Source organism: Streptomyces sp. NBC_01013, assembly GCF_045162765.1.
In the GTDB taxonomy this organism is placed as follows: domain Bacteria; phylum Actinomycetota; class Actinomycetes; order Streptomycetales; family Streptomycetaceae; genus Streptomyces.
The window spans coordinates 2,563,388-2,588,708 of sequence record NZ_CP108687.1 but is presented as its reverse complement, the minus strand read 5'-3'; the positions used below and the strand labels follow the sequence as shown (position 1 = coordinate 2,588,708).

20 protein-coding genes are annotated in these 25,321 nt (G+C 70.9%); 9 read left to right on the top strand and 11 right to left on the bottom strand.

Annotation, left to right across the window (positions count from 1 at the left end; all coding sequences use genetic code 11):
* Positions 1 to 45 precede the first annotated feature (45 nt).
* On the top strand, positions 46 to 1,746 hold the full coding sequence (locus OG538_RS10745; RefSeq protein WP_406092445.1) for a methylmalonyl-CoA mutase: 1,701 nt from the start codon (positions 46 to 48) through the stop codon (positions 1,744 to 1,746).
* 25 nt (positions 1,747 to 1,771) lie between these two features.
* On the opposite strand, the gene OG538_RS10740 is transcribed toward OG538_RS10745, so the two are convergent.
* A complete protein-coding gene (locus OG538_RS10740; protein WP_406092443.1) occupies positions 1,772 to 2,401 on the bottom strand; it encodes a TetR/AcrR family transcriptional regulator in 630 nt (209 codons plus the stop codon).
* Positions 2,402 to 2,718: 317 nt separating this feature from the next.
* Here OG538_RS10740 and OG538_RS10735 point away from each other — a divergent pair, with 317 nt between their 5' ends.
* The 4 genes from OG538_RS10735 to OG538_RS10720 all read left to right on the top strand — a co-directional run bounded on the left by OG538_RS10735 (position 2,719) and on the right by OG538_RS10720 (position 7,009).
* Positions 2,719 to 3,696 (top strand): tetratricopeptide repeat protein, encoded by a 978-nt coding sequence (locus OG538_RS10735; protein WP_406092441.1) that lies wholly within the window; start codon positions 2,719 to 2,721, stop codon positions 3,694 to 3,696.
* Between the two features lie 601 nt (positions 3,697 to 4,297).
* Positions 4,298 to 4,954 (top strand): DUF6230 family protein, encoded by a 657-nt coding sequence (locus OG538_RS10730; RefSeq protein WP_406092440.1) that lies wholly within the window; start codon positions 4,298 to 4,300, stop codon positions 4,952 to 4,954.
* 98 nt (positions 4,955 to 5,052) lie between these two features.
* Complete coding sequence (locus OG538_RS10725; protein WP_406092438.1) at positions 5,053 to 5,676, top strand: DUF6114 domain-containing protein; 624 nt, start codon at positions 5,053 to 5,055, stop codon at positions 5,674 to 5,676.
* Positions 5,666 to 7,009, top strand: a complete 1,344-nt coding sequence (locus OG538_RS10720) for a hypothetical protein (RefSeq protein WP_406092436.1) — start codon at positions 5,666 to 5,668, stop codon at positions 7,007 to 7,009. The genes OG538_RS10725 and OG538_RS10720 overlap by 11 nt, the downstream gene beginning before the upstream one ends.
* 86 nt (positions 7,010 to 7,095) lie before the next feature.
* On the opposite strand, the gene pyk is transcribed toward OG538_RS10720, so the two are convergent.
* From pyk to pta, 3 genes are all read right to left on the bottom strand, one after another.
* Positions 7,096 to 8,526, bottom strand: coding sequence for a pyruvate kinase (pyk, locus tag OG538_RS10715; RefSeq protein ID WP_406092434.1), 1,431 nt, complete (start codon positions 8,524 to 8,526; stop codon positions 7,096 to 7,098).
* A 74-nt stretch (positions 8,527 to 8,600) separates the two neighbouring features.
* Positions 8,601 to 9,839, bottom strand: coding sequence for an acetate kinase (locus OG538_RS10710; RefSeq protein WP_406092432.1), 1,239 nt, complete (start codon positions 9,837 to 9,839; stop codon positions 8,601 to 8,603).
* 8 nt (positions 9,840 to 9,847) lie between these two features.
* Positions 9,848 to 11,920: a phosphate acetyltransferase gene (gene pta / locus OG538_RS10705; RefSeq protein ID WP_406092430.1), complete on the bottom strand. Its 2,073-nt coding sequence runs from the start codon at positions 11,918 to 11,920 to the stop codon at positions 9,848 to 9,850.
* A gap of 297 nt (positions 11,921 to 12,217) precedes the next feature.
* On the opposite strand from pta, the gene OG538_RS10700 reads away from it, so the two are divergent.
* Positions 12,218 to 13,243: an ATP-dependent 6-phosphofructokinase gene (locus OG538_RS10700; protein ID WP_406092428.1), complete on the top strand. Its 1,026-nt coding sequence runs from the start codon at positions 12,218 to 12,220 to the stop codon at positions 13,241 to 13,243.
* A gap of 177 nt (positions 13,244 to 13,420) precedes the next feature.
* Here OG538_RS10700 and OG538_RS10695 read toward each other — a convergent pair whose 3' ends face one another.
* The 3 genes from OG538_RS10695 to OG538_RS10685 all read right to left on the bottom strand — a co-directional run bounded on the left by OG538_RS10695 (position 13,421) and on the right by OG538_RS10685 (position 16,588).
* Complete coding sequence (locus OG538_RS10695; RefSeq protein WP_406100057.1) at positions 13,421 to 14,044, bottom strand: helix-turn-helix domain-containing protein; 624 nt, start codon at positions 14,042 to 14,044, stop codon at positions 13,421 to 13,423.
* A gap of 175 nt (positions 14,045 to 14,219) precedes the next feature.
* Complete coding sequence (locus tag OG538_RS10690; RefSeq protein WP_406092426.1) at positions 14,220 to 14,918, bottom strand: response regulator; 699 nt, start codon at positions 14,916 to 14,918, stop codon at positions 14,220 to 14,222.
* On the bottom strand, positions 14,915 to 16,588 hold the full coding sequence (locus OG538_RS10685) for an ATP-binding protein (protein WP_406092424.1): 1,674 nt from the start codon (positions 16,586 to 16,588) through the stop codon (positions 14,915 to 14,917). Before OG538_RS10685 ends, OG538_RS10690 begins: the two co-directional genes overlap by 4 nt.
* Before the next feature lie 184 nt (positions 16,589 to 16,772).
* Between OG538_RS10685 and OG538_RS10680 the strand changes: the two genes are divergently transcribed.
* Positions 16,773 to 18,137 carry a cation:dicarboxylate symporter family transporter gene (locus tag OG538_RS10680; RefSeq protein ID WP_406092422.1) on the top strand — a complete coding sequence of 455 codons (1,365 nt, stop codon included), beginning with the start codon at positions 16,773 to 16,775 and terminating at the stop codon, positions 18,135 to 18,137.
* A 92-nt stretch (positions 18,138 to 18,229) separates the two neighbouring features.
* Here the strand turns inward: OG538_RS10680 and OG538_RS10675 are convergent, their stop codons facing one another.
* Positions 18,230 to 19,648: a glycoside hydrolase family 16 protein gene (locus tag OG538_RS10675; protein ID WP_406100055.1), complete on the bottom strand. Its 1,419-nt coding sequence runs from the start codon at positions 19,646 to 19,648 to the stop codon at positions 18,230 to 18,232.
* A 218-nt stretch (positions 19,649 to 19,866) separates the two neighbouring features.
* Here OG538_RS10675 and OG538_RS10670 point away from each other — a divergent pair, with 218 nt between their 5' ends.
* Together OG538_RS10670 and trxA are read left to right on the top strand one after the other, a co-directional pair.
* Positions 19,867 to 20,316: a MerR family transcriptional regulator gene (locus OG538_RS10670; RefSeq protein WP_406092420.1), complete on the top strand. Its 450-nt coding sequence runs from the start codon at positions 19,867 to 19,869 to the stop codon at positions 20,314 to 20,316.
* Positions 20,313 to 20,657: a thioredoxin gene (trxA, locus tag OG538_RS10665; RefSeq protein WP_406092418.1), complete on the top strand. Its 345-nt coding sequence runs from the start codon at positions 20,313 to 20,315 to the stop codon at positions 20,655 to 20,657. The genes OG538_RS10670 and trxA overlap by 4 nt, the downstream gene beginning before the upstream one ends.
* A gap of 36 nt (positions 20,658 to 20,693) precedes the next feature.
* Here trxA and OG538_RS10660 read toward each other — a convergent pair whose 3' ends face one another.
* The 3 genes from OG538_RS10660 to OG538_RS10650 form a co-directional block, all read right to left on the bottom strand.
* Complete coding sequence (locus OG538_RS10660; protein WP_406092416.1) at positions 20,694 to 21,182, bottom strand: GNAT family N-acetyltransferase; 489 nt, start codon at positions 21,180 to 21,182, stop codon at positions 20,694 to 20,696.
* Between the two features lie 119 nt (positions 21,183 to 21,301).
* A complete protein-coding gene (glgB, locus tag OG538_RS10655; RefSeq protein WP_406092415.1) occupies positions 21,302 to 23,719 on the bottom strand; it encodes a 1,4-alpha-glucan branching enzyme in 2,418 nt (805 codons plus the stop codon).
* 79 nt (positions 23,720 to 23,798) lie between these two features.
* On the bottom strand, positions 23,799 to 25,193 hold the full coding sequence (locus OG538_RS10650; protein WP_406092413.1) for a maltokinase N-terminal cap-like domain-containing protein: 1,395 nt from the start codon (positions 25,191 to 25,193) through the stop codon (positions 23,799 to 23,801).
* Positions 25,194 to 25,321 lie beyond the last annotated feature (128 nt).

The following is a 25,321-nucleotide window of genomic DNA, read 5'->3' as shown; positions in this document are numbered from 1 at the left end:
GTTTGTCATCGACATTTACTAGGACGTCCTAGTAAATTGATGGGTATGGACGCTGACGCGATCGAGGAGGGCCGCCGCCGCTGGCAGGCCCGTTACGACAAGGCCCGCAAGCGTGACGCGGACTTCACCACGCTCTCCGGGGACCCGGTCGAGCCCGTGTACGGCCCCCGGCCCGGGGATGCGTACGAGGGCTTCGAGCGGATCGGCTGGCCCGGCGAGTACCCCTTCACCCGGGGCCTGCACGCGACCGGCTACCGCGGCCGCACCTGGACCATCCGCCAGTTCGCCGGCTTCGGCAACGCCGAGCAGACCAACGAGCGCTACAAGATGATCCTGGCCGCGGGCGGCGGCGGGCTGAGCGTGGCCTTCGACATGCCGACGCTCATGGGCCGCGACTCGGACGACCCCCGCGCGCTGGGTGAGGTCGGGCACTGCGGTGTGGCCATCGACTCCGCCGCGGACATGGAGGTCCTCTTCAAGGACATCCCGCTCGGCGACGTCACGACGTCGATGACGATCAGCGGCCCGGCCGTGCCCGTCTTCTGCATGTACCTGGTCGCCGCCGAGCGCCAGGGCGTCGACCCGTCCGTGCTCAACGGCACGCTGCAGACGGACATCTTCAAGGAGTACATCGCGCAGAAGGAGTGGCTCTTCCAGCCCGAGCCCCACCTGCGCCTCATCGGCGACCTGATGGAGCACTGCGCCCGCGACATCCCCGCCTACAAGCCGCTCTCCGTCTCCGGCTACCACATCCGCGAGGCCGGGGCCACGGCCGCGCAGGAGCTCGCGTACACCCTCGCCGACGGCTTCGGTTACGTGGAGCTGGGCCTGTCCCGCGGCCTGGACGTCGACACCTTCGCCCCCGGCCTCTCCTTCTTCTTCGACGCGCACCTCGACTTCTTCGAGGAGATCGCCAAGTTCCGCGCGGCCCGCCGGATCTGGGCCCGCTGGATGAAGGAGACGTACGGCGCCAAGACCGACAAGGCGCAGTGGCTCCGCTTCCACACCCAGACCGCCGGCGTCTCGCTCACCGCTCAGCAGCCGTACAACAACGTCGTGCGGACCGCGGTCGAGGCGCTCTCCGCGGTCCTCGGCGGCACCAACTCCCTGCACACCAACGCCCTCGACGAGACCCTCGCGCTCCCCTCCGCGCAGGCGGCCGAGATCGCGCTGCGCACCCAGCAGGTGCTGATGGAGGAGACCGGCGTCGCCAACGTGGCCGACCCGCTGGGCGGTTCCTGGTACGTGGAGCAGCTCACCGACCGGATCGAGGCGGAGGCCGAGAAGATCTTCGACCAGATCAAGGAACGCGGCACCCGCGCCCACCCGGACGGGCAGCACCCCGTGGGACCGATGACCTCCGGCATCCTGCGCGGTATCGAGGACGGCTGGTTCACCGGCGAGATCGCCGAATCGGCCTTCCAGTACCAGCAGTCACTGGAGAAGGGTGACAAGCGGGTCGTCGGCGTCAACGTCGCCCACGGCTCGGTCACCGGCGACCTGGAGATCCTGCGGGTCAGCCACGAGGTCGAGCGCGAGCAGGTCCGTGAGCTCGCCGGCCGCAAGGAGGGCCGCGACGACGCCCGGGTGACCGCCACGCTGGACGCGATGCTGGCCGCCGCCCGCGACGGCTCCAACATGATCGCGCCGATGCTCGACGCCGTACGCGCGGAGGCGACCCTCGGCGAGATCTGCGGGGTGCTGCGCGAGGAGTGGGGCACCTACACGGAGCCGCCCGGCTTCTGACGCCCTCCCGAGCCCCTGGTGCCCGCTATCCCGCGGCGGCAGCGCCCAGGCCCGTGAGCAGCAGCAGGGTGAAGCGCCGGGCCCAGTCGGCATCGACGGGCTCGGCGCTCACCAGCGCCCGGTGCACGACCGCACCGGCGATCACGTCGAAGATCAGGTCGGCGGTCAGTGCCGCCGTGGCCTCGTCCGCCTCGACGGGCAACTCCCCGCGCTCCTGCGCCCGTCGCCGGCCCTGGAGGACGAGGCGCTTCTGCCGGTCCACGATCGAGTCGCGGATCCGGGCCCGCAAGGCCTCGTCGCGCGTCGACTCCGCGACCACCGCCATCAGCGCCGTCTGGGTCTCCGGCCGCGCCAGCAGGGCGGCGAACTGCAGCACCACCGCCTGGACATCGGCGGACAGGCTGCCCAGGTCCGGCAGTTCCAGCTCGTCGAAGAGCACCGCCACGGCGTCCACGACCAGTTCGTTCTTGCCCGCCCACCGCCGGTAGAGCGTCGTCTTGGCGACCCCGGCGCGCGTCGCCACATCACCCATCGTCAGCTTCGACCAGCCGAGGTCGACCAGCGAGGCTCTGGTGGCTTCGAGGATCGCCTCGTCGGCGGCGACACTGCGTGGACGTCCCGTTCGTGAGGGTTTGGGGTGGCTGTGGCTCAGCATCCCGCGACCATACCCGCCGGTAGCTAGTTTCGGCCGACCTCGTTCGCCGTGAGACAGATCACCGAACACACTTGTGCATCGAGGGTGGTGGCCAGTTACGCTACGGGTCGTAGCGTAAGAACGATGGCCAGCCGTCGTTGCGCCACGAACGAGCGACAGCCACAAGGCGCCGGGTGGGGACCGGGCGCCGAACCGGGCCTTTCAGGGGCCCTCGGGCCGTGTCTGTCCGTGCACCTCGCACACCGGCGGGGGCGGCGGGCGGATGCGGTTCCCGTATCGCTTTCCGGAACAGCGTGCCGAGGGGGGAGGATGTACGTATGCAGCCTAGGAACATGTCCATGAGCGGCGTCGTCGACCTCGCCGCGGTGAAGGCGGCCGGTGAGGCCAAGGTGAAGGCGGAGCAGGCCCGCGCCGAGTCCGCCCGGCAGGGTGGCCCCGCAGCCGTGCCCCCGTCCTCCCTCGTGATCGATGTCGATGAGGCGGGCTTCGAGAGCGACGTCCTCCAGCGCTCCGCCGAAGTCCCGGTCGTCATCGACTTCTGGGCCGAGTGGTGCGAGCCGTGCAAGCAACTGGGTCCGCTCCTGGAGCGCCTGGCCCTCGAGTACAACGGCCGCTTCCTGCTGGCCAAGGTCGATGTCGACGCCAACCAGATGCTGATGCAGCAGTTCGGGATCCAGGGCATCCCGGCCGTCTTCGCCGTCGTGGCCGGACAGGCGCTGCCCCTCTTCCAGGGTGCGGCCCCCGAGTCGCAGATCCGGGAGACGCTGGACCAGCTGATCCAGGTCGGCGAGGAGCGGTTCGGACTCACCGGCATCGCGGTCGACCAGGGTGCGGCGGACGCGGATGCGGCCGCCCAGGCCCCCGAGGCGCCCGCGGGGCCGTACGACGCACTCCTGGAGGCGGCCGCGCAGGCGCTGGACGCCAATGACTTCGCCGGCGCCGTCCAGGCGTACAAGAACGTGCTCTCCGACGACCCGGCCAACAGCGAGGCCAAGCTCGGCCTCGCGCAGGCCGAACTCCTGGGCCGGGTCCAGAAGATGGACCCGCAGCAGGTCCGCACCGACGCCGCCGCGAATCCGGGGGACGTGGACGCGCAGATCGCCGCGGCCGACCTCGATCTGGTCGGCGGTCACGTCGAGGACGCGTTCGGGCGTCTCGTCGAGACGGTCCGCCGCAATTTCGGCGACGACCGGGACCGGGTGCGAGTGCGTCTGCTGGAGCTCTTCGAGGTGATCGGCCCCGACGACCCGCGCGTCGGTGCCGCGCGCACCGCACTGGCGCGCGTCTTGTTCTGATCTGACAACACGGCCGTGGCCCCCGGGTGGGGGTCACGGCCGTTTTCGCGTTCTGGCGCTAAGAGAACCCTCGGCTTTACCAAATCTTGATAAAAGCGCGGCCTGTTACTCGCAGTAAATCGATCATCGGGTTCTGTCCGGCTTCACTCCTGAATGGTGGCTTTCGTCTGCCGGGTCGAGGCAACCCTGTGTGGCCGCGTGATGCCACCCCGTCGTGGGTCGGTTATCGGGCCGTTACTAGCGAGTAACGAACCCCCTTGTGTCACGGCCGCGAATGGACCACGATCGGCCACGCTCGGTCCAATAACGCCAGTCCGGCTGCCAGTCGGTGCGGCGGCTCTGTTGGGTCCCCACCGAGCGGGTCGGCGGCAGTGGCGCCGACTCCGGACAGGGGGGTTCCTGCTGACCGGCAGGGCCTGTCCGAAACAGGTTGCGCGAACGCGTGGCCAGTGGTTGTCGCTCGGGGGTGATCGCCGGTGATTCGGGCGCGGTTCAAGCCCCCGTTTGCAGGCGCTCTCCTTTCCGAGGACGTAGCACTTCTCCCATCCCAGGTCGGGCAGGATGCCAGACCGGAGATGTACGTCCGAGAAGGAGGAAAAGTATGAGTTCCCAGGTTCGCGGTGGCACGAGATGGAAGCGTTTCGCTGTCGTCATGGTGCCGAGCGTCATAGCCACCGCCGCAGTCGGTGTGGGTCTGGCACAGGGCGCGCTCGCCGCGTCGTTCAGCGTGTCCGGCCAGGAGTTCAAGGTCAGCGCGGATGAGCTGAACGGCGAGAACTTCGTCCAGTACGGCAGTGTGGCGACGGGTAAGGACCTCAAGGGCAAGGACCAGGCGGCTCCCGTCGCAGTGTCCGGGTTCAGCGAGGCCACCATCACCAACATGTGCCAGTCGGTCGTCACGCCCGACCTGCCGTTCGGGCTCGGCAGCATCACGCTGCAGCTCAACGCGGGTGACCCGAAGAAGGGTGACGACCCGGTCTACGCCAAGGACCTGTACCTCGACGTCTCGCAGCTCGACGCGGACGCCGAGTTCAAGAACATCGACATCGGTGTGGCCGCCGGTTCGTTGAAGACGGACAAGCCCGGGAGCATAGGCATCCAGCCTGGCACCCAGGCCAACCCCTACGGGTTCTCGCAGCGGGCCGAGAAGGCCAAGCTGAAGGGTGTTCACCAGCAGGCGTGGGCCACCACGGCAGGAACGTTCAAGCTTCCCGGCCTGTCGCTGAAGCTGCACAAGGGCGTCAAGGAGTGCTACTAAGCACTCGCCCGGGTGGCCGGGGTACGCCTCACGGCGGCCCCCCGGCCACCCACCCTTCTCTTTCTCACAGCAGTACCGGTTCCAGGGAGCTGTTTTCCATGAGCCCCGAATCCCAAGGGCAGAACGAGCACTACCTCAGCGACTTCCGGCGGACCTTCCGCACCTGGCGGGGTAACCGGCCGTTCTGGGCGGGCGTCTTCACCATGCTGGGCGGCGTACCCATCGCGTACTTCCCGTACGCGAACATGCACCTCGGCAACATGACGCTGGCCATGTCCACCACCGCGGGCGCCGGGTCGCTCATCATCGGAGTCCTGCTGGTCACGCTGGGCCTGACGATGTGGTTCCACAGCATCGTCAGGGTCTTCGCCGGAGTCGCTGCGATCCTGCTGGCGCTGATCTCCATACCCGTCGCCAACATCGGCGGCTTCGTCATCGGCTTCCTGCTCGCCCTGATCGGTGGCGCGCTCTCCGTGTCCTGGGTCCCGGGCGACCCGAAGGCGCAGGAAGCAGCCGTACCGGCCCAGGGCCTTCTCGGCGAGGAGGAGGAGCCGGAACTCCTCGGCGCGGAAGCGCCGGGCGCCCTCTCCTTCGCGAAGGACCCCCAGGCCCCGGCCCACTCCGAGGGCGCGCTCCACGGGATGGGTTACCCCGAGCAGCAGCAGTCGGCGAATTACGACACGACAGTTGAGGTCGACGGCGGGAGGCATCGTGCGGGGTGACGACAGGCAGGTGAACGCCCTGGGCGAGGGCGGGCTCGAGGAGCGAAGAGGGCCGCGCCACGCCGCCCCCAGGAAGTCGCTCCTGACGAAGCTGCACATGCCCGCCGGCAAGAAGGCGTTCGCGCTCGCCGCGATGCCGACGGCCGTCTTCGTCGGGATGGGGCTCACCCCCAAGCTCGCGATGGCCGACGACGCCGGTGACATCCCGTTCGCGCCCGGCCCCTGCGTGACCCGCTCCGACGAGCCGAGCGAGTCGGCGGATCCGTCGCCCTCGGCATCGACGACGCCCTCCCCGTCGGCCACCGAGAGCAGCAAGCCCGCGCCGGACACGAGCGAAGAGGCGACTCCGGAGCCCACGGCCACCCCGTCGGCGAGCGCCACGGACGAGGCGAAGGCAGAGCCGACGGCCGACGCCACGGGCGACGCGGCCGGTGCCGCGGCCCAGAAGAGCGCCGACGCCCCGGCTGCCACGGCGAGCCCGAGCCCCACCCCCACGGAGTCGACGAACCCGCTCGACCCGCTGGGAGTCGGCGACGCGCTCAAGGACCTCTTCGACGGACCGGACGAGAAGACGGCGAGCCCGGCCCCCGACGCCACCACGGCGACTCCGGAGCCCTCGGACTCCGCCACGGCGGAGACCGCGGACAAGGCCGCCGACAAGCCGGTCGAGAAGGTCGTCGAGAAGGCCACGGACGCGGCGAAGGACACGGTCGACAAGACCACCGACGCCATCCGTGACGCTGCGGACAAGGCCGGCAAGCCGGTCGAGGAGCTCGACGAGGACGTCAAGGGACTCGACCCGAAGGCGGACGAGGACATCCCGGACGGCGCCAAGCAGCCCTTCCCGTGCCCGACCGCCGACCCGGAGGCCCTGGCCGCGGCCAAGCTGGAGCAGGGCATCCCGCGCCTGCCGAACGAGCCGTGGGTCCTGGAGAGTTCGCTGCTCACCCTGAGGGGGCTCGACTACAAGGGCATCGTCGAGGTGGAGAAGGGCGACGGCAGCACGAAGAAGGTGCTGAAGTTCACCGCCTCCTCCATCGACATCAAGGACCTCCACCAGCTGACCGTCGGCCCGGTGCCGGGCGTGACGGGCCATGTGAAGGCGCGGAAGGGCTCCACGTCCACCATCCGCGACGGCGAGGTGACGATGTACACGGATGAGCTGAAGGGGAACCTCTTCGGCCTCATCCCGATCACCTTCAGCCCGGAGACCCCGCCGCCGCTGAACGTGCCCTTCGCCTTCTTCACCAATGTGAAGCTGAAGCAGGCGGGCCAGTTCGGCGGGACGCTGACGGTGCCGGGCCTGCAGAACTACTTCAGCCAGGACAGCTGACCGACCGACCCGTCCGGGAGCCGCACAACGGCTGTGGGCCGCACCCTCCGGGGTGCGGCCCACAGTCATGTCTGCGGCGGACGCCGTCAGTCGCGGCTCTGGCCGCCCACCTGGTGCACGCGCACCATGTTGGTCGTGCCGGGGATGCCGGGAGGCGAGCCGGCCGTGATGACCATCGTGTCGCCGTTGCTGTAGCGGTTCAGCTTCAGCAGCTCGCCGTCGACCAGCTCCACCATCGCGTCCGTGTTGTCCACGTGCGGGACCACATAGGCCTCGACACCCCAGCTGAGTGCCAGCTGGTTGCGGGTCGACTCGTCCGTGGTGAAGGCCAGGATGGGCTGGGACGCGCGGTAGCGGGAGAGGCGGCGGGCGGTGTCGCCGGACTTGGTGAAGGCGACCAGCGCCTCACCGTTCAGGAAGTCCGCGATCTCGCAGGCCGCGCGGGCCACGGAACCGCCCTGGGTGCGGGGCTTCTTGCCCGGCACCAGCGGCTGGAGGCCCTTGGAGAGCAGCTCCTCCTCGGCGGCGACGACGATCTTCGACATCGTCTTGACCGTCTCGATCGGGTAGGCGCCCACCGAGGACTCGGCGGAGAGCATGACCGCGTCCGCGCCGTCCAGGATCGCGTTGGCGACGTCGGACGCCTCGGCGCGGGTCGGACGGGAGTTGGTGATCATCGACTCCATCATCTGGGTCGCCACGATCACCGGCTTGGCGTTGCGCCGGCAGAGCTCCACCAGGCGCTTCTGCACCATCGGGACCTTCTCCAGCGGGTATTCGACGGCGAGGTCGCCACGGGCGACCATCACACCGTCGAACGCCGCGACGACGCCCTCCATGTTCTCGACGGCCTGCGGCTTCTCGACCTTGGCGATGACGGGGACCCGGCGGCCCTCCTCGTCCATGATCTTGTGGACGTCCTTGACGTCGCTCGCGTCGCGCACGAAGGAGAGCGCGACCAGGTCGCAGCCCATCTTCAGGGCGAAGCGCAGGTCGTCGATGTCCTTCTCGGACAGGGCCGGGACGTTGACCGCCGCACCCGGCAGGTTGATCCCCTTGTGGTCGGAGATCACCCCGCCCTCGATGACGATGGTGTGGACACGGGGGCCGTCCACGGAGACGACCTTCAGCTCCACGTTGCCGTCGTTGATCAGGATCGGATCGCCCTTGGTGACGTCGCCGGGCAGACCCTTGTAGGTCGTGCCGCAGATCGACTTGTCCCCGGGGACGTCCTCGGCGGTGATGACGAACTCGTCCCCGCGGACCAGTTCCACCGGGCCCTCGGCGAACTTCGCCAGGCGGATCTTCGGCCCCTGGAGGTCGGCGAGTACGCCGACCGCCCGGCCGGTCTCGGCGGCGGCCTTGCGGACCCGGTCGTAACGACCCTGGTGCTCCGCGTGGGAACCGTGACTGAAGTTGAATCGGGCCACGCTCATGCCGGCCTCGATCAGAGCGACGAGCTGCTCATGGGAGTCGACGGCGGGGCCGAGGGTGCAGACGATTTTGGAACGGCGCATGAGGCGGATCCTATCGGTTTGTTTCGCTGCGGAATATTCCGTCTGGTGGAAGATACAAAGGGGCGCGGGGGTGCTCAGTTGTCGACCAGTGCGAAGGTCTGGCCGGCGATCTCCAGCTCCTCGTCCGTCGGCACCACGGCGACCGCGACCCGGGCGTAATTCGGCGAGATCAGCCGGGGTTCGCCGGACCGTACGGCGTTGAGATCCGCGTCCACCGCCAGGCCGAGCTCCTCCAGACCCGCGATGGCAGCCTCCCGCACCGGCGCCGAGTTCTCCCCGACCCCGGCCGTGAACACGACCGCGTCCACCCGCCCGAGGACGGCCGAATAGGCGCCGATGTACTTCTTCAGCCGGTGGACGTAGATGTCGAAGGCGAGGGCGGCCCGCTCGTCGCCCTCGTCGATCCGGCGCCGGATCTCCCGCATGTCGTTGTCGCCGCACAGGCCGACCAGTCCGCTCTTCTTGTTCAGCAGTACGTCGATCTCGTCCGCCGACATGCCCGCCACCCGCTTGAGGTGGAAGGTGACCGCCGGATCGATGTCTCCGGAACGCGTACCCATGACCAGACCCTCCAAGGGGGTCAGTCCCATCGAGGTCTCCACGCACCGGCCACCCGCCACCGCCGAGGCCGAGGCGCCGTTGCCCAGGTGCAGCACGATGACGTTGACGTCCTCGGGGGCCTTGTCCAGCAGCTCGGCCGTCCTGCGGGAGACGTAGGCGTGCGAGGTGCCGTGGAATCCGTAACGGCGGATCCGGTGGGCGTCGGCCGTCTCCACGTCGATGGCGTACCGCGCCGCGTACTCCGGCATCGTCGTGTGGAACGCGGTGTCGAACACCGCCACCTGCGGCAGGTCGGGACGCAGCGCCTGGGCGGTGCGGATGCCGGTGATGTTCGCCGGGTTGTGCAGCGGCGCCACCGGCACCAGGCGCTCGATCTCCTTCAGTACCTCGTCGGTGATCACGGTCGGCTCGGTGAACCGCAGCCCGCCGTGCACCACCCGGTGACCTATCGCGGCGAGTTCGGGGGAGTCCAGTCCGAGGCCGTCGGCCGCGAGCTCCTCGGCGGCCGCCCTGAGCGCCGCGTCGTGGTCGGGGATCCGGCCGTTGCGCTCCCGGCTCTCGCCACCGCCGCCGGCCTGTGGTGTGTGGACGAGCCGGGATGTCTCCTCGCCGATCCGCTCCACCAGGCCGGACGCGAGCCGGGTGCGGTCCCGCATGTCGAGGAGCTGGTACTTCAAGGAGGAGGAGCCGGAGTTGAGGACGAGTACCCGGCTCGCCCCCCTGCTCGCTGCGGCACCTTCGGTGGTGGTCATGTCGCGGGTCACTCCTCGCCCTGTGCCTGGATCGCCGTAATGGCCACGGTATTGACGATGTCCTGGACGAGTGCGCCCCGGGACAGGTCGTTGACGGGCTTGCGCAGCCCCTGGAGGACCGGGCCGACGGCCACGGCGCCCGCCGAGCGCTGCACCGCCTTGTAGGTGTTGTTGCCGGTGTTGAGGTCCGGGAAGATCAGGACCGTTGCCTGGCCCGCCACCTCGGACCCGGGCAGCTTCGTCGCGGCGACGCTCGGCTCCACCGCGGCGTCGTACTGGATCGGGCCCTCGATCATCAGGTCCGGGTGGCTCGCCCGCACCTTCTCCGTCGCCTCGCGGACCTTGTCGACGTCGGCGCCCGACCCCGAGGTCCCGGTCGAGTAGGAGAGCATAGCGATACGGGGTTCCACGCCGAAGCGGGCGGCGGTGACCGCGGACTGCACGGCGATGTCCGCGAGCTGTTCCGCGTTCGGGTCCGGGTTGACCGCGCAGTCGCCGTACACCAGCACCTTGTCGGCGAGGCACATGAAGAAGACCGACGAGACGATCGAGGCGTCCGCGCGGGTCTTGATGATCTCGAAGGCCGGGCGGATGGTCGCCGCCGTGGAGTGCACGGCCCCGGAGACCATGCCGTCCGCGAGCCCCTCCTGGACCATCAGGGTGCCGAAGTAGTTCACGTCCGAGACGACGTCGTGCGCGAGCTCGACCGTCACCCCGCGGTGCGCGCGCAGCTGCGCGTACCGCTCCGCGAAGGTCTGGCGCAGCTCGGAGGTCTGCGGGTCGATCAGCTGGGTGCTTGCCAGGTCGATGCCGAGGTCGGCGGCCTTCTTGCGGATCACGTCGGGATCGCCCAGCAGGGTGAGGTCGCAGACGTCGCGCCGCATCAGTACGTCGGCGGCGCGCAGCACCCGTTCCTCGGTGCCCTCCGGCAGCACCACCCGGCGCCGGTCCGCGCGGGCCTGCTCCAGCAGTTCGTGCTCGAACATCATCGGCGTGACCCGGCTGCTGCGGGCGACCGAGATCCGGTCGAGGAGCGCGGCCGTGTCGACATGCCGCTCGAAGAGTCCCAGGGCCGTCTCGGCCTTGCGCGGCGTCGCCGCGTTCAGCTTGCCCTCCAGGGAGAAGAGCTCCGCGGCTGTGGGGAAGGAGCCGCCGGCCACCGAGACGACCGGGGTGCCGGGCGCGAGGCGCGCGGCCAGCTTGAGTATCTCCTCGCCCGGCCGCTCGTTCAGCGTCAGCAGCACGCCCGCGATGGGCGGCGTCCCGGCGCTGTGCGCGGCGAGCGAGCCGACCACCAGGTCCGAACGGTCCCCGGGCGTCACCACCATGCAGCCCGGCGTCAGCGCCTTCAGCAGGTTCGGCAGCATCGCGCCGCCGAACACGAAGTCCAGCGCGTCCCGGGCCAGCCCCGCGTCGTCGCCGAGCAGCACGGTGCCGTCCAGTGCCGCGGTGATCTGCGCGACCGTCGGCGCCGAGAGGGCCGGATCGTCGGGCAGCACCGAGCAGGGGACCGGCAGTGTGGACGAGAGCCGCTCGGCGATGCCGTCGCGGTCCGCGGACGCCACCCGGTTCACGATCATCGCGAGGACGTCGCAGCCGAGACCCGCGTACGCGCGGTACGCGTTGCGCGTCTCGGCCCGCACCGACTCCGCGTCCTGCTCCTGGCCGCCGACCACCGCGATCACCGAGGCGCCGAACTCGTTGGCGAGGCGGGCGTTCAGGGCCAGCTCGTCGGGGAGCTGTGTGGCGTGGAAGTCGGTGCCGAGGACCAGGACCACCTCGTACGCGGCGGCCACCCGGTGGAAGCGCTCGACGAGCCGGGAGACCAGTTCGTCCGTGCCCTGCTCCGCCTGGATCGCGGAGGCCTGGTGATAGTCGAGGCCGTAGACGGTCCCCGGGTCCTGGGAGAGCCGGTAGCGGGCCCGCAGCAGTTCGAAGAGCCGGTCGGGGTCGTCGTGGACCAGGGGCCGGAAGACCCCGACCCGGTCCACCTGGCGCGTCAGGAGCTCCATGACTCCCAGATCGACGACCTGGCGGCCGTCTCCCCGGTCGATCCCGGTCACGTACACGCTGCGCGTCACGCGTGCTCTCCCGTCATCTCTTGTCCGGCATGGTGTCCGGTTCGAGGGGTATCGCCTGTTTGACGATACCTGCGGGGACCGAGAGGTCGCCCGCCGGACGAAAGCCCCTGGTCGCAGCCGTCGGGCCCGCCGCCGCAGCCCCTCCGGCCGCCCGTGGAGCAGCCGAAAGCGCGAGGTACGGACCTGACGTGGGACAATCGTCGTGACTCACGGTACGGGGGATGACGCCGTTACCCCGGCCCGCACGGCAGCAGGACGGTCCCCAGGGCCTGCCCTGCGGACAGGAGATACAGCAGGATGCGCATCGGAGTTCTCACCGCAGGCGGCGACTGCCCAGGCCTGAACGCAGTGATCCGCTCAGTCGTGCACCGTGCCGTAGTGGGGCACGGCGACGAGGTCATCGGGTTCGAGGACGGCTTCAAGGGCCTCCTCGACGGGCACTTCCGCCCCCTCGACCTCAACGCGGTCAGCGGCATCCTCGCCCGCGGCGGCACCATCCTCGGCTCCGCCCGCCTGGAGCGCGACCGGCTGCGCGAAGCCGCGGAGAACTGCGCCGAACTGAGCCGCCGTTACGGCATGGACGCGCTGATCCCGATCGGCGGCGAGGGCACCCTCACGGCCGCCCGGATGCTGTCCGACGCCGGAATGCCCGTCGTCGGTGTCCCGAAGACCATCGACAACGACATCTCGGCCACCGACCGCACCTTCGGCTTCGACACCGCGGTGGGCGTCGCCACCGAGGCCATAGACCGGCTGAAGACCACCGCCGAGTCCCACCAGCGCGTCATGGTCGTCGAGGTGATGGGCCGCCACGCGGGCTGGATCGCGCTGGAGTCCGGCATGGCCGGCGGTGCGCACGGCATCTGTCTGCCCGAGCGGAGGTTCCAGGTCGAGGACCTGGTCAAGATGGTCGAGGAGCGCTTCGCGCGCGGCAAGAAGTTCGCGGTCATCTGCGTCGCCGAGGGCGCGCACCCGGCCGAGGGCTCCATGCCGTACGCCAAGGGCGCGATCGACCAGTTCGGCCACGAGCGCTTCCAGGGCATCGGCAACCGCCTCGCGGTCGAGCTGGAGACCCGGCTGGGCAAGGAGGCCCGCCCGGTCATCCTCGGCCACGTCCAGCGCGGCGGCACGCCGACCGCTTACGACCGGGTCCTCGCCACCCGCTTCGGCTGGCACGCGGTGGAAGCGGCGCACCGGGGCGACTTCGGGCGGATGACGGCCCTGCGCGGCAACGACATCGAGATGGTGCCCCTGGCCCACGCGGTCACCCAGCTCAAGACGGTGCCCCTGGACCGGATGCACGAGGCCGAATCGGTCTTCTGACCCGGTACCGGCGCGGTGGGCAGGCCAACGGCCCCGGCAGTCCCACGTGGAGGGCCGGGGCCGCTCGCTGTTCCACGGCCGGCTCGTCCTTGCTTCGCGGTCCTCCGGCACCGGTCGCGCTCGCGCCCCGGGGCAGTGGGGCCAGGCTGGAGCCGCGTCTGACGGGTCCGGTCGGCCTCAGGCCTCCGCCGTCTCCCAGAACCGGTCCACGATCCCCGCGAGGAACGCCCGGCCGGCGTCCCCGTTGGAGCCCTCCCGGTCCGTGCCCGTGCTGTTCCAGCTGAGCGTGGAGACCATCAGCGCCTGGTAGTCGGAGTGCAGCCGCTCCAGCGCGCCCTGGATCAGCGGGCGGTCCAGCGGTGCCAGCTTCGCCAACGGACGGACGTACGCCTGCCAGCGGGTCGTCACCGCGCTGCGCAGCAGCTCCGCCAGGTCCTCGTCCCGTCCGGACACCGTCACGAACGCGGCCGCCCCGAGCGCCAGCGCCTCGCTGAGTGCGGAGGACTGGCGCTCGTTGCCCCGCCACCGGCCCGTCTCCTCCATCCGCAGATACGCGGACGCCGACATCCCGAGCTGTCCCGCCAGCTCCTCCGGGGTCAGCTCCCGGGCCACCCGGTGCTCGCGCAGGGTGCGGGCCGCGGTGAGGAGTTCGCCCGGGGCGCACCACAACACGCCCGCCAGCGCCGTGAGTTCATACTCCGTCGGGTGGGCGAGCCCGCGCTCCCAGGCCGCCACCGTCTCGGCGGTGATCCGCAGCCCGTACTGGGCGCCGAGACCGTAGGCGACATGGCCGGGGGCCATCCCCAGGGCCTCGCGCAGTCTGCGCGCGGCGGGGGCGTTGAAAGGCGGGGTGGGATGCACGGCCCCACCGTAGGAGGTCAGAGGCGGTCTGACTACGGTGTGTTCACACCGGACCACGGCTCGTAGGAACGTCCAGGCGACCCGGCGGCCCCTCCCGGGGGCGCCGCGGCCCCGTTCACCGCGCCTCCGCCAGCCACCGGTAGTGCAGCTCCGGGCGCCCGATCTGTCCGTACTGCGGACTGCGGACGGCGCGGCCCACCGTCACCAGGTGTTCCAGATAGCGGCGCGCCGTGATGCGGGAGATGCCCAGCTCCAGGCCGGTCGCCGCCGCCGTCACGCCGTCCGGGGCCGCCCGCAGCACGCGGGTCACCGCCTCCAGGGTGGGGCTGCTGAGGCCCTTGGGCAGTCGAGTGGGCTGGGGGGTGCGCAGGGTGGCCAGCGCGCGGTCCACCTCGTCCTGGCCGCTCGCCTCGCCGGCCGTGGAACGGAACTCGGCGTAGCGGACGAGCCGGTCGCGCAGGGTGGCGAACGTGAAGGGCTTCAGCACGTACTGGACGACGCCGAGCGAGACCCCCTCGCGGACCACGGCCAGATCGCGGGCCGAGGTCACCGCGATCACGTCGGCCCCGTGTCCGGCCGCGCGCAGCGAACGCAGGAGTTGCAGACCATGCCCGTCGGGCAGGTACAGGTCGAGGAGCAGGAGGTCGACCCGGACCCGGTCCAGCGCCCGCACGGCCTCGGCCCGGGTGTGCGCGACCGCCGCCACGGCGAATCCCGGGACGCGGTCCACGTACAGCTGATGGGCGTCGGCGGCGACGGGGTCGTCCTCGACGACCAGCACCTGGATCTCGGGGGTCACAGGGCCGGGGGTCACAGCGTCGTCTCCTTCCGTGCGCCGCTGTCCCGCGGCAGCGGCAGTCGTACCGTGAACTCCGCGCCGCCGTCCGGTCCCTGCTCCAGCACCACGGCCCCGCCGTTGCGATGTGCGGCCTGCCGGACGAGCGCCAGGCCCAGCCCGCGGCCCGCTCCGTGCGTCGACCAGCCGCTGCGGAACACCTCGGCGGCGTCGGCAGGTCCGACGCCCGCACCGTTGTCGGCGACGCGCAGCAGGAGCTCCCCCTCCCCGGCGAGTGCGGTGACCGTGACCCGGGCCCGGGCCGGGTGCGGGCCCGTGCGCTGGACCGGGACGCCGCCGGCCGCGCCGGGGGCGACCGCCTCCGACGCCGCGTCCACCGCGTTGTCGATCAGATTGCCGAGGATGGTCACCAGGTCGCGGTGCGGCAGGGTCGCGGGCAGGGCGCCGTCGTCGATCAGGCTGTCGTCCGCCAGCACCAGCTCCACCCCGCGCTCGTTCGCCTGCGCGGCCTTGCCGAGCAGCAGCGCCGCCAGCACCGGTTCGGCGACCGCCCCGACGACCCGGTCGGTGAGGGTCTGGGCCAGCTCCAGTTCGGCCGTGGCGAAGCCGACCGCCTCCTGCTCCCGGCCCAGCTCGATCAGCGAGACCACCGTGTGCAGCCGGTTCGCCGCCTCGTGCGCCTGCGAGCGCAGGGCCTGGGTGAACCCCCGCTCGGAGTCCAGCTCGCCGGACAGCGCCTGAAGTTCCGTGTGGTCGCGCAGGGTGATGACGGTGCCGCGCCGCTCCCCGCCCACCACCGGGCGGGTGTTCACCACGATCACCCGGTCCGCCGTCAGGTGCACCTCGTCGACCCGCTCCTCGGAGGCGAGCAGGGCCCCGGTCAGCGGTGCGGGCAGATCGAGTTCCGCGACCCGGCGTCCGACCGTTCCTGGCGCCAGTCCCAGGAGCTCGCGGCCGGCGTCGTTGATCAGCGCGATCCTGCGCTGCCCGTCGAGCATCAGCAGGCCCTCGCGCACCGCGTGCAGGGTGGCCTCGTGGTAGTCGTGCAGCCGGCTCAGCTCGGCGGCGTTCATCCCGTGGGTGTGCCGCCGCAGCCGCGCGTTGATCACGTACGTGCCGAGGCCGCCGAGTGCGAGCGCCGCGCCCGCCGCGAGCCCCAGCGCGCCCAGCTGGGCCCGTACCTGCGAGGACACCCGCTCGACCGTGATGCCCGCACTGACGAGGCCGACGATCCTGCCGCCGTCCCGGACCGGCGTGACGACCCGTATCGAGGGGCCGAGCGTGCCGGTGTACGTCTCCGAGAAGGTCTCGCCGCGCAGGGCGCGGGCGGTGTGCCCGAGGAAGACCTCGCCGATCCGCTCGGCGTTCGGGTGCGTCCAGCGGACCCGGTGCGGATCCATGATGGTGACGAAGGCGATCCCGGTGTCCTTGCGGACCTGCTCCGCGTACGGCTGGAGCACGGCCGACGGGTCCGGGGTGCGGATCGCCTCCCGTACCGACGGCGAGCCGGCGATCGCCAGCGCGGCCGTCCGTACCTGCCGGGTCGCGGTCTCCTTGGCCTGACTGCTGCCGGAGACGTACGCGAAGAAGGCGCACCCCGCCACCACGGCCGCGACCAGCACCACCTGCATGGCGAAGAGCTGACCCGCGAGGCTGCGCGGGCGGGTGCGGGGGAGGCGGAGGGACATGGCTCCAGTCTGCCCTGGGGCCTGTCCGGCAGGTCGCGGGCGGGGTCCTTGACCCGCCGGACAGGCCTTGGCCGAAAACATATGAACGAAATGCACGTAAGGGTGACCGGCGTCACAGGGGACGGGATAGTCACCGGGGCCCCCAGGGACGGGGGAGGGACAAGAACGAGCCGAGGAGACCCCCGTGGGAGTGGCCGCCGCCAAGCGGGACCGTACGAAATATCTGTATCTCGCCGTGATCGCGGCGGTGGGGCTCGGCATCCTGGTCGGCCTCGTCGCGCCGGACGCCGCTGTCGAGCTCAAGCCGATCGGGACCGGCTTCGTCAATCTCATCAAGATGATGATCTCGCCGATCATCTTCTGCACGATCGTGCTGGGGGTCGGTTCCGTACGCAAGGCCGCCAAGGTCGGCGCCGTCGGCGGCCTGGCCCTCGGCTACTTCCTGGTGATGTCGACCGTGGCCCTGGCCATCGGCCTGGTCGTCGGCAACATCCTGGAGCCCGGCTCCAGCCTCCACCTCACCGAGGCGGTCCGCGCCGCCGGTGAGAAGCAGGCCTCGGGTGCCAGCGAGTCGACTGCGGACTTCCTGCTCGGCATTATCCCCACGACCATGGTGTCGGCCTTCACCGAGGGCGAGGTCCTGCAGACCCTGCTGATCGCGCTGCTCGCGGGCTTCGCACTCCAGGCGCTCGGCTCGGCCGGCGAGCCGGTCCTGCGCGGCATCGGCCACATCCAGCGTCTCGTCTTCCGCGTCCTCGCCATGATCATGTGGATGGCCCCGGTCGGCGCGTTCGGCGCGATGGCGGCGGTGGTCGGCGAGACCGGCGTGGACGCGCTGAAATCCCTCGCGGTCATCATGATCGGCTTCTACATCACCTGCGCGCTCTTCGTGTTCGTGATCCTGGGCACGATCCTGCGCCTGGTGGCCGGGGTCAACATCTTCTCCCTGCTGAAGTACCTGGGCCGGGAGTTCCTGCTCATCCTCTCCACCTCCTCCTCCGAGTCGGCCCTGCCGCGGCTGATCGCGAAGATGGAGCACATGGGCGTCAGCAAGCCCGTCGTCGGCATCACCGTGCCGACCGGCTACTCCTTCAACCTCGACGGCACCGCGATCTACCTCACGATGGCCTCGCTCTTCATCGCCAACGCGACGGGTGACCCGCTGAGCATTGGCGAGCAGATCTCGCTGCTGGTCTTCATGGTGATCGCGTCCAAGGGCGCGGCGGGCGTCACCGGCGCCGGACTGGCCACCCTCGCGGGCGGTCTCCAGTCGCACCGCCCCGAGCTGGTGGACGGTGTCGGCCTGATCGTCGGCATCGACCGCTTCATGAGCGAGGCCCGCGCCCTCACGAACTTCGCGGGCAACGCGGTGGCCACGGTTCTCGTCGGCACCTGGACCAAGGAGATCGACAAGGAGCGGGTGGGCCAGGTCCTGTCCGGATCGCTCCCGTTCGACGAGAGCATGATCACGGACGAGGGCCCCGCCGAACCGCACGTCCCCGAGGCCAGGGACGGCGGCGAGGAGCAGCCCTCGCTCGCGAAGGTCTGACACGGCACGGCGATGCGGCCGGTACGGGAGGGGCTCCCGTACCGGCCGCATCCGTGTGTGCGGGGCCGTCCACGTCCGGCGGCTTGTGCGCCTCAGCCGTAGGGGATGTGCAGGACGGACTGGTTGCCGACGCCCACCGTGCTCGCGCCGTTGCCGATGGCATTCCAGATCTCGACCTTCACCGTGCCGTTGACCAGGTTGCCGTGGCTCCCGGTGGATGACTTGAGCCCCTTGGCCTGCGTGTAGTGCTCGTACCCGTTGACCGGGTCGGTCGCGAAGTACTGGTACGTCTCCGTGCGGTCCCAGGTCCCGTCGCCCGTCCGGTCGTAACTCACCCGCACCTGCTGGCCGTTGGCGACGGTGGTGCCCGAGTCGGCGAAGACGTCGAACTGGGTCGAGCCGCCGTCGTACGCCCGGGTGATGCCGGTGGCCGTGAAGGCCTGCGGACTGTGCGGGGCGCCGTCGTAGTTGCCGCCCCCGGCCGAGGCGACCGTCACCGACGAGGCGGCGGACTGGGTGGCCCCGAGGCCCCCGCCGCTGCGCAGGGCGAGCGTCGAGGAGCCGGACGGCGGGTCCGTGGGCGGGTCGGTGGGCGGCTCGGTCGTTCCGCCGCCGCCCTTGGTCCAGACGCCGACGTAGTCGACCAGCATGGGCCGGCCCGGGACGGTCTCGGCGGTCGGGGTGGAGCCTCCGAGCGCGTTGGGGAACGCGCCGCCGATCGCGAGGTTCAGCAGGAGGAAGTACCCGGCGTGGTCCGTCATGTTCGCCCACGTCGCGGCGTCCAGCTGGTTCTGGGTAACGCTGTGGAACAGCTGGCCGTCGACGTACCAGCGCAGGGCGTTCGGGGTGACGGCGCGGTCCCACTCGAAGCCGTAGGTGTGGAACGCGGACTGGCAGCTCGCCCCCGGGCAGGTGCGGCTGTTGCCGAGGCCGGTGGTCTCGTTGCAGGGGCCGCCGGGGTTGACCCCGCAGTGCAGGACGCCCCAGACGGAGTTGATCCCGTTGACGTTCTCCATGATGTCGAACTCTCCGATGCCCGGCCAGTTCCAGTAGTTGCCCCGGTAGGGGGAGCCGAGCGCCCAGAAGGCCGGCCAGTAGCCGAGGGCCGCGTTGCCGGTGACGTTCGGCATCTGTACGCGGCCCTCGATGCGCAGGGTGCCGCCGGCCGGGGCCTTGAAGTCGGACCGCTTGGTCTCGATGCGGCCCGAGGTCCAGTTGCCCGCGCTGTCGCGGAGCGGGGTGATGCGGAGGTTGCCGCTGCCGTCGAGGCTGACGTTGTCGGGACTGGCGGTGTAGTTCTGGATCTCTCCGGTGCCCCAGTTGCCCGGGCCGCCGGAGTAGCCGTGACCCGTGTCGATCTGCCAGTTCGCGGAGGACGGCAGATTGCGGTTCGCGCCGTTGAAGTCATCGCTCCACTGCAGGTTCCAGCCGGGCGTGACCGGTACGTCGCCGCGGGCGGGCCCGGAGCCGACGACGGTCAGCGCCCCGGCCAGGGCCAGGGCGAAGGCCATGAGGGCGGGGAGGACGGTGGTGCGTCTGTGGGGGGTGATGCGGCTCGTACGCAAAGGAACCTCCGGTGGGGGGCGGTGCCGGGAAGGTTGTCGATGAGAGCGCTCTCAGGTTATTTAGTTGCACCCGGACCGGTCGTCAATGGCTTCGGCCGCTCTACTTCCCGAAGGTTCCCGACGCCCTTGCCTTGACGCCGACGTCAAGGATTACCGTCGGGGACATGCGAATCGGGGAACTGGCCGAACGCGCCGGGACGACGACACGGACGCTGCGGTACTACGAGTCACGGGGCCTGTTGCCGGCACGCCGCGCGGAGAACGGCTACCGCACCTACGACGAGGGCGACCTGCGGCTGATCCAGCAGATCCGGACCCTTCAGGACTTCGGATTCGACCTGGAGGAGACCCGCCCCTTCGTCGAGTGCCTGCGCGCCGGCCATCCGGCGGGCGACTCCTGCCCGGCCTCGCTGGCCGTCTACCGGCGCAAGCTCGGCGAGCTGGACGCGCTCATCGGCCAGCTGCAGTCGGTCCGCACGGAAGTGGGCGCCCAGCTGGCCCGCGCCGAACTCGAGGCGTCCGCCGAGCTGCCGGGCGGCCCCGAACCACGATGTGAACTGGGGCCGACCGCCCCTCGATTGCCGGTCGGCCGGAACTGGGAGGACGAGAGATGATCCACGCAGAAGGTGTCGCCGAGATCACCGACACGACGTTCGACGCGGAGGTCCTGGCAGCCGGTCTGCCGGTCCTGGTCGAATTCACCGCCGACTGGTGCGGCCCCTGCCGCCAGCTGGCACCGGTGCTCAGTGCGATCGCCCAGGAGGAGACCGGCCGGCTCAAGGTGGTGCAGATCGACGTGGACCACAACCCGGAGATCACCGCCCGCTACGCGGTGCTGTCGATGCCGACCCTGATGGTCTTCCAGGACGGCGAACCGGTGAAGTCGATGGTGGGCGCCCGCCCCAAGCGCCGACTGCTCCAGGAACTGGAGGACGTGCTCCCGGCGGCGGTCTGAGGCGGCCGCACACCGCGCCGGCGGGAGGGGCGGCCCTTAGGAGAGCTCCTTCCGCATCAGCGTGCACACCGTCTCGTACCGGCGCGACGACCCGTCGGGGCCCTGCTCGTCCCACGAGTCCGGCTGCTGCTCGTACGCGGTGTAACCCAGTCGTTCGTACAGCGCACGTGCCCGCGGGTTGCTCTCCTCCACGGCCAGTTCGGCGTGGCGCAGCCCGCGGTTCAAGATCCGCCGTTCCGCGGCTCGGACGAGGAACGTGCCGATTCCGCACGACTGCAACGCGGGGTGGACCGCCAGCTGCCACAGGGTGCCGGCGCCCTCCTTGGCCCGGTAGTCGACGCCGCCCTTCGCCACGGGGATGCCGGTCGGCGGGCAGACCGCGAGGTAGTCGACCTCGCCGGCCCGGACGCGCTCCAACTGCCGCGCCACGTTGGCCAGATGCTGGGCGGACCCGGACCATCCGCACGAGGCCAGGTCCGCGTGCACCAGATCGCGGGCCGACAGCCTCAGCACGACGTCGGTCATCTTCCCCACCTCCGTCGAACCAGCATCCACGCCGGTCTCACGGAGCGCAAAGCCGTTTCACCGCGGCGCGGCCGGCGGGGGCGCGTTCCGCCCCGCCGGCCCGGTCCGACGCCGCCCGCTCAGGCCGGCCGCAGCCACACCGTCGCCAGCGGCGGGAGCGTCAGCGTGATGCTGGTGTCCCTGCCGTGCGCGGCCACCGCCTCGGGCTTCAGCGGCTCCTCGTTGCGCACGTCGCTGCCGCCGTACTGCAGCGCGTCCGTGTTCAGGACCTCCACCCACGCCTGAGCTCCGTCCGGCACACCGATGCGGTAGTCGTGCCGCACCACCGGGGAGAAGTGGCAGACGGCGATCAGCGGCGATCCGTCCGCGTCGTACCGTACGAACGCGAAGGCGTTGTCCTCCGCGGCGCCCCCTTCGATCCAGCTGAAGCCCTCGGGGACGGTGTCACGCTGCCAGAGAGCGGGCGTCGCCCCGTAGACCTTGTTCAGATCGCTGACCAGGGTCCGTACGCCGCGGTGGTCGCTCTCCGCCGCGTACGACGGGTCGAGCAGCCACCAGTCCGGGCCGTGCCCCTCGGACCACTCCGCTCCCTGGGCGAACTCCTGCCCCATGAAGAGGAGTTGTTTGCCGGGGTGGGACCACATGAAGCCGAGATAGGCGCGATGGTTGGCGCGCTGCTGCCACCAGTCGCCGGGCATCTTGCTGACCAGCGACCGCTTGCCGTGCACGACCTCGTCGTGCGAGATCGGCAGGACGTAGTTCTCGCTGTACGCGTACACCATCGAGAAGGTCATCTCGTTGTGGTGGTACTTGCGGTGCACCGGCTCCTTCGACACGTACTCGAGCGAGTCGTGCATCCAGCCCATGTTCCACTTCAGCCCGAAGCCGAGACCGCCGAACCCTCCCGGGCCGACGTGATGGGTGGCGCGGGTGACGCCGTCCCAGGCGGTGGACTCCTCGGCGATCGTCACGACGCCGGGGTTGCGCCGGTAGACGGTGGCGTTCATCTCCTGGAGGAAGGCCACGGCGTCCAGGTTCTCCCGGCCGCCGTGTTCGTTCGCGGACCACTCGCCGTCCTCGCGCGAGTAGTCGAGATAGAGCATCGAGGCGACCGCGTCGACCCGCAGTCCGTCGATGTGGAACTCCTCGCACCAGTAAGTGGCGTTGGACACGAGGAAGTTGCGCACCTCGGTGCGGCCGTAGTCGAATTCGAGGGTGCCCCAGTCCGGGTGCGCGGCCCGCTGCGGGTCGGAGTGCTCGTAGAGCGGGCGGCCGTCGAACTCGGCGAGCGCCCATTCGTCGCGCGGGAAGTGCGCGGGCACCCAGTCCACGATGACGCCGATCCCCGCCCCGTGCAGTGCGTCGATGAGGAAGCGGAACTCGTCGGGTGAGCCCATCCGGGACGTCGGGGCGTAGAAGCCGGTGACCTGATAGCCCCACGAGCCGCCGAAGGGGTGCTCGGAGACCGGCATCAGCTCCACGTGCGTGAAACCCAGATCACGTACGTATGCGGGGAGTTGCTCCGCCAGCTGGCGATAGGTGAGACCGGGGCGCCAGGACGGCAGGTGCACCTCGTAGACCGAGAGCGGCGCCTCGTGCACGGGCACGTCCCCGCGGTGGGCCATCCACTCCTGGTCCTGCCAGACGTGGTGCGAGGCCGTCACGACCGAGGCGTTGGACGGCGGGACCTCGGCATGGCGGGCCATCGGATCGGCGCGCAGCGTGTGCGAGCCGTCCGGGCGGCAGATGTCGAACTTGTACAGCGCGCCCTCGCCGATCGCCGGCAGGAACAGCTCCCACACCCCGCTGGAGCCGAGCGAGCGCATCGGGAACCCGGTGCCGTCCCAGTAGTTGAAGTCCCCGCTGACCCGTACCCCGCGGGCGTTGGGCGCCCACACCGTGAACCGGGTGCCGGTGACGCCCTGGTGTTCCATCGTCCGGGCTCCGAGCGCCGTCCACAGCTCCTCGTGCCGGCCCTCGCCGATCAGATGCAGATCGAGATCGCCGAGCGCCGGCAGGAAGCGGTACGGATCGTGGATCTCGATCTCGTTGTCGTCGTAGGCCACCAGGAGCCGGTAGTCGGGGACCGCGGGCATCGGCAGGAGCCCGGAGAAGAACCCGTCGCCGTCGTCGATCAGCTGGGCCCGCAGCCCCTTGGCGAGCACGGTGACCGAGCGGGCGAAGGGGCGCAGCACCCGGAAGGTGATCCCCCCGCGGTTCTGGTGCGCGCCGAGCAGGTCGTGCGGGGCGTGGTGCTCACCTGACAGGAGCCGCGCCCGGTCCCCGTCATCGAGGGCCCCGGCCGGGCGGACCCCCTGCCCGCCCGCGCGGCGGGGGCGCGGCGGGGCGGCCCGCTTCGCCCGCTTGGCCGGTGCGGCCTTGGGCTCGGCGGGCGGTGCGCTCGTCTCCACCGGTGCGAGGGTCCCGGTGGCCGGGCCGGCGGCGTCCGCGAGCTCGGCGGGGGCCGCGGAGAGGGTGGCCTCGATGGGGGGCTGGGAGGGATCGGGCGCGTTGCGGGACGGCTTGCGGGCGGTCACAGGGACAGCCTCCTCGAAGGGTGTGAGTGGGATGGGGCGGGCGGAAAGGGGACCCGGCGGGCCCGGTGAGCGTGCCGCTTCAGTCGGCGTCGGCCGCCAGGCGGTGGATCGCGGCCATCGGGACCGGCAGCCAGTCGGGCCGGTGCCGGGCCTCGTACAGCACCTCGTAGACCGCCTTGTCGGTCTCGTGGGCGCGCAGCAGCTCCGGCTCGTCGCGGGGGTCGACGCCGGCCGCCCGGGCGTAGCCGTCGCAGTAGGCGGTCCGGCAGCGCGCGGCCCATGCGGCGTTCCAGGGCCGGTGTGAGCGGGCCGCGTAGTCGAAGGAGCGGAGCATGCCGGCGACGTCGCGGACCGGTGGCTGCGGGCTGCGGCGCTCCGGAAGGGGGCGGGCCGGTTCGCCCTCGAAGTCGATCAGTGACCAGAAACCGTCGGTGCCGCGCAGAGTCTGGCCGAGGTGGAGATCGCCGTGCACCCGCTGCGCGGCCCAGGCATGACCCCGGTGGCCGAGGGCCGCCACGGCGTCGAAGGCGGCGCGCAGTCCGGGGACGTAGGGCACCAGCGCGGGCACCGCGTGGGCGGCCGCCTCCAGCCGCTGCACCATGGCGGCGGCCAGCTCGTCGGTCTGGGAGCGACGCAGGGGCGGGGTGGGCAGCGCGGCGGCGAGCGCGGTGTGCACCTCGGCGGTGGCCCGGCCCAGGGCGTGGGCCTCCCGCGTGAAGTCGTGCCCCGCCGCCAGTGCGCGCAGCGCCAGCTGCCAGCCGTCCTGGGCGCCCCGCAGGAACGGCTGGAGCACACCGAGCGTCAGGTGTTCCTCCGCGGCCGCCTCGAACCACGCGACCGGCGCGGGGACGCGTCCGCACCCCTCGCGGGAGAGCGCGAGCGGCAGTTCCAGATCCGGATTGGTGCCCGGGAAGACCCGGCGGAAGATCTTCAGGATGTAGGAGTTGCCGTACACGAGCGAGGAGTTGGACTGCTCGGTGTCCAGCACCCGGGGAGTCAGCCCGGCGGGGATCGGTTCCGCCCCCCGGCCGAAGCGCAGGGCACCGAGACCGCCGGGTGTGCGCAGCCGCTCCAGCAGCAGCGAGGCGACGCGCGGGTCGTGCAGCCCGTCGTAGACGGTGCGGCCGGCCAGCGGTCCGTCCGTCACGTGGCCGATGAGCGCGGGAGCCAGGAGCGGGGGCAGCGTGGGCCGCACCCCGAGGAGCAACTGGTAGCAGTCCGGGGGCGGCTGGGCCGGCATGGTGGGCTGGTGGGCTCTCACCAGAAGGTGCAGGAGCCCCGGGCCCGCATCGGCGGTCGCTGGGTCGACCGGCAGTATCTCGGTCGCCGAGACGAGCGAGAAGGCGGTGATGGGCCGCCCCTTGCCCGCGAACCACCGCTGCCGGGGCAGCCATTCATGCAGCAGCGGTCCGAGAGACGGGAGCAGGGCTGTGCTGTTCGCCAGGGTGACCTGAGCGGATGCAGCCTCCGACATGGCATCGCGTCCTTTCCCCGGGCACACCACAGGATGCGAAGAGTGTCCCGGATTGCGGCTTTGGCTGTCCGGCTGTGCGGGACGTGTCGGGTCAGGATGGTCCGTACGGACTCGACTCGGGGTGATCG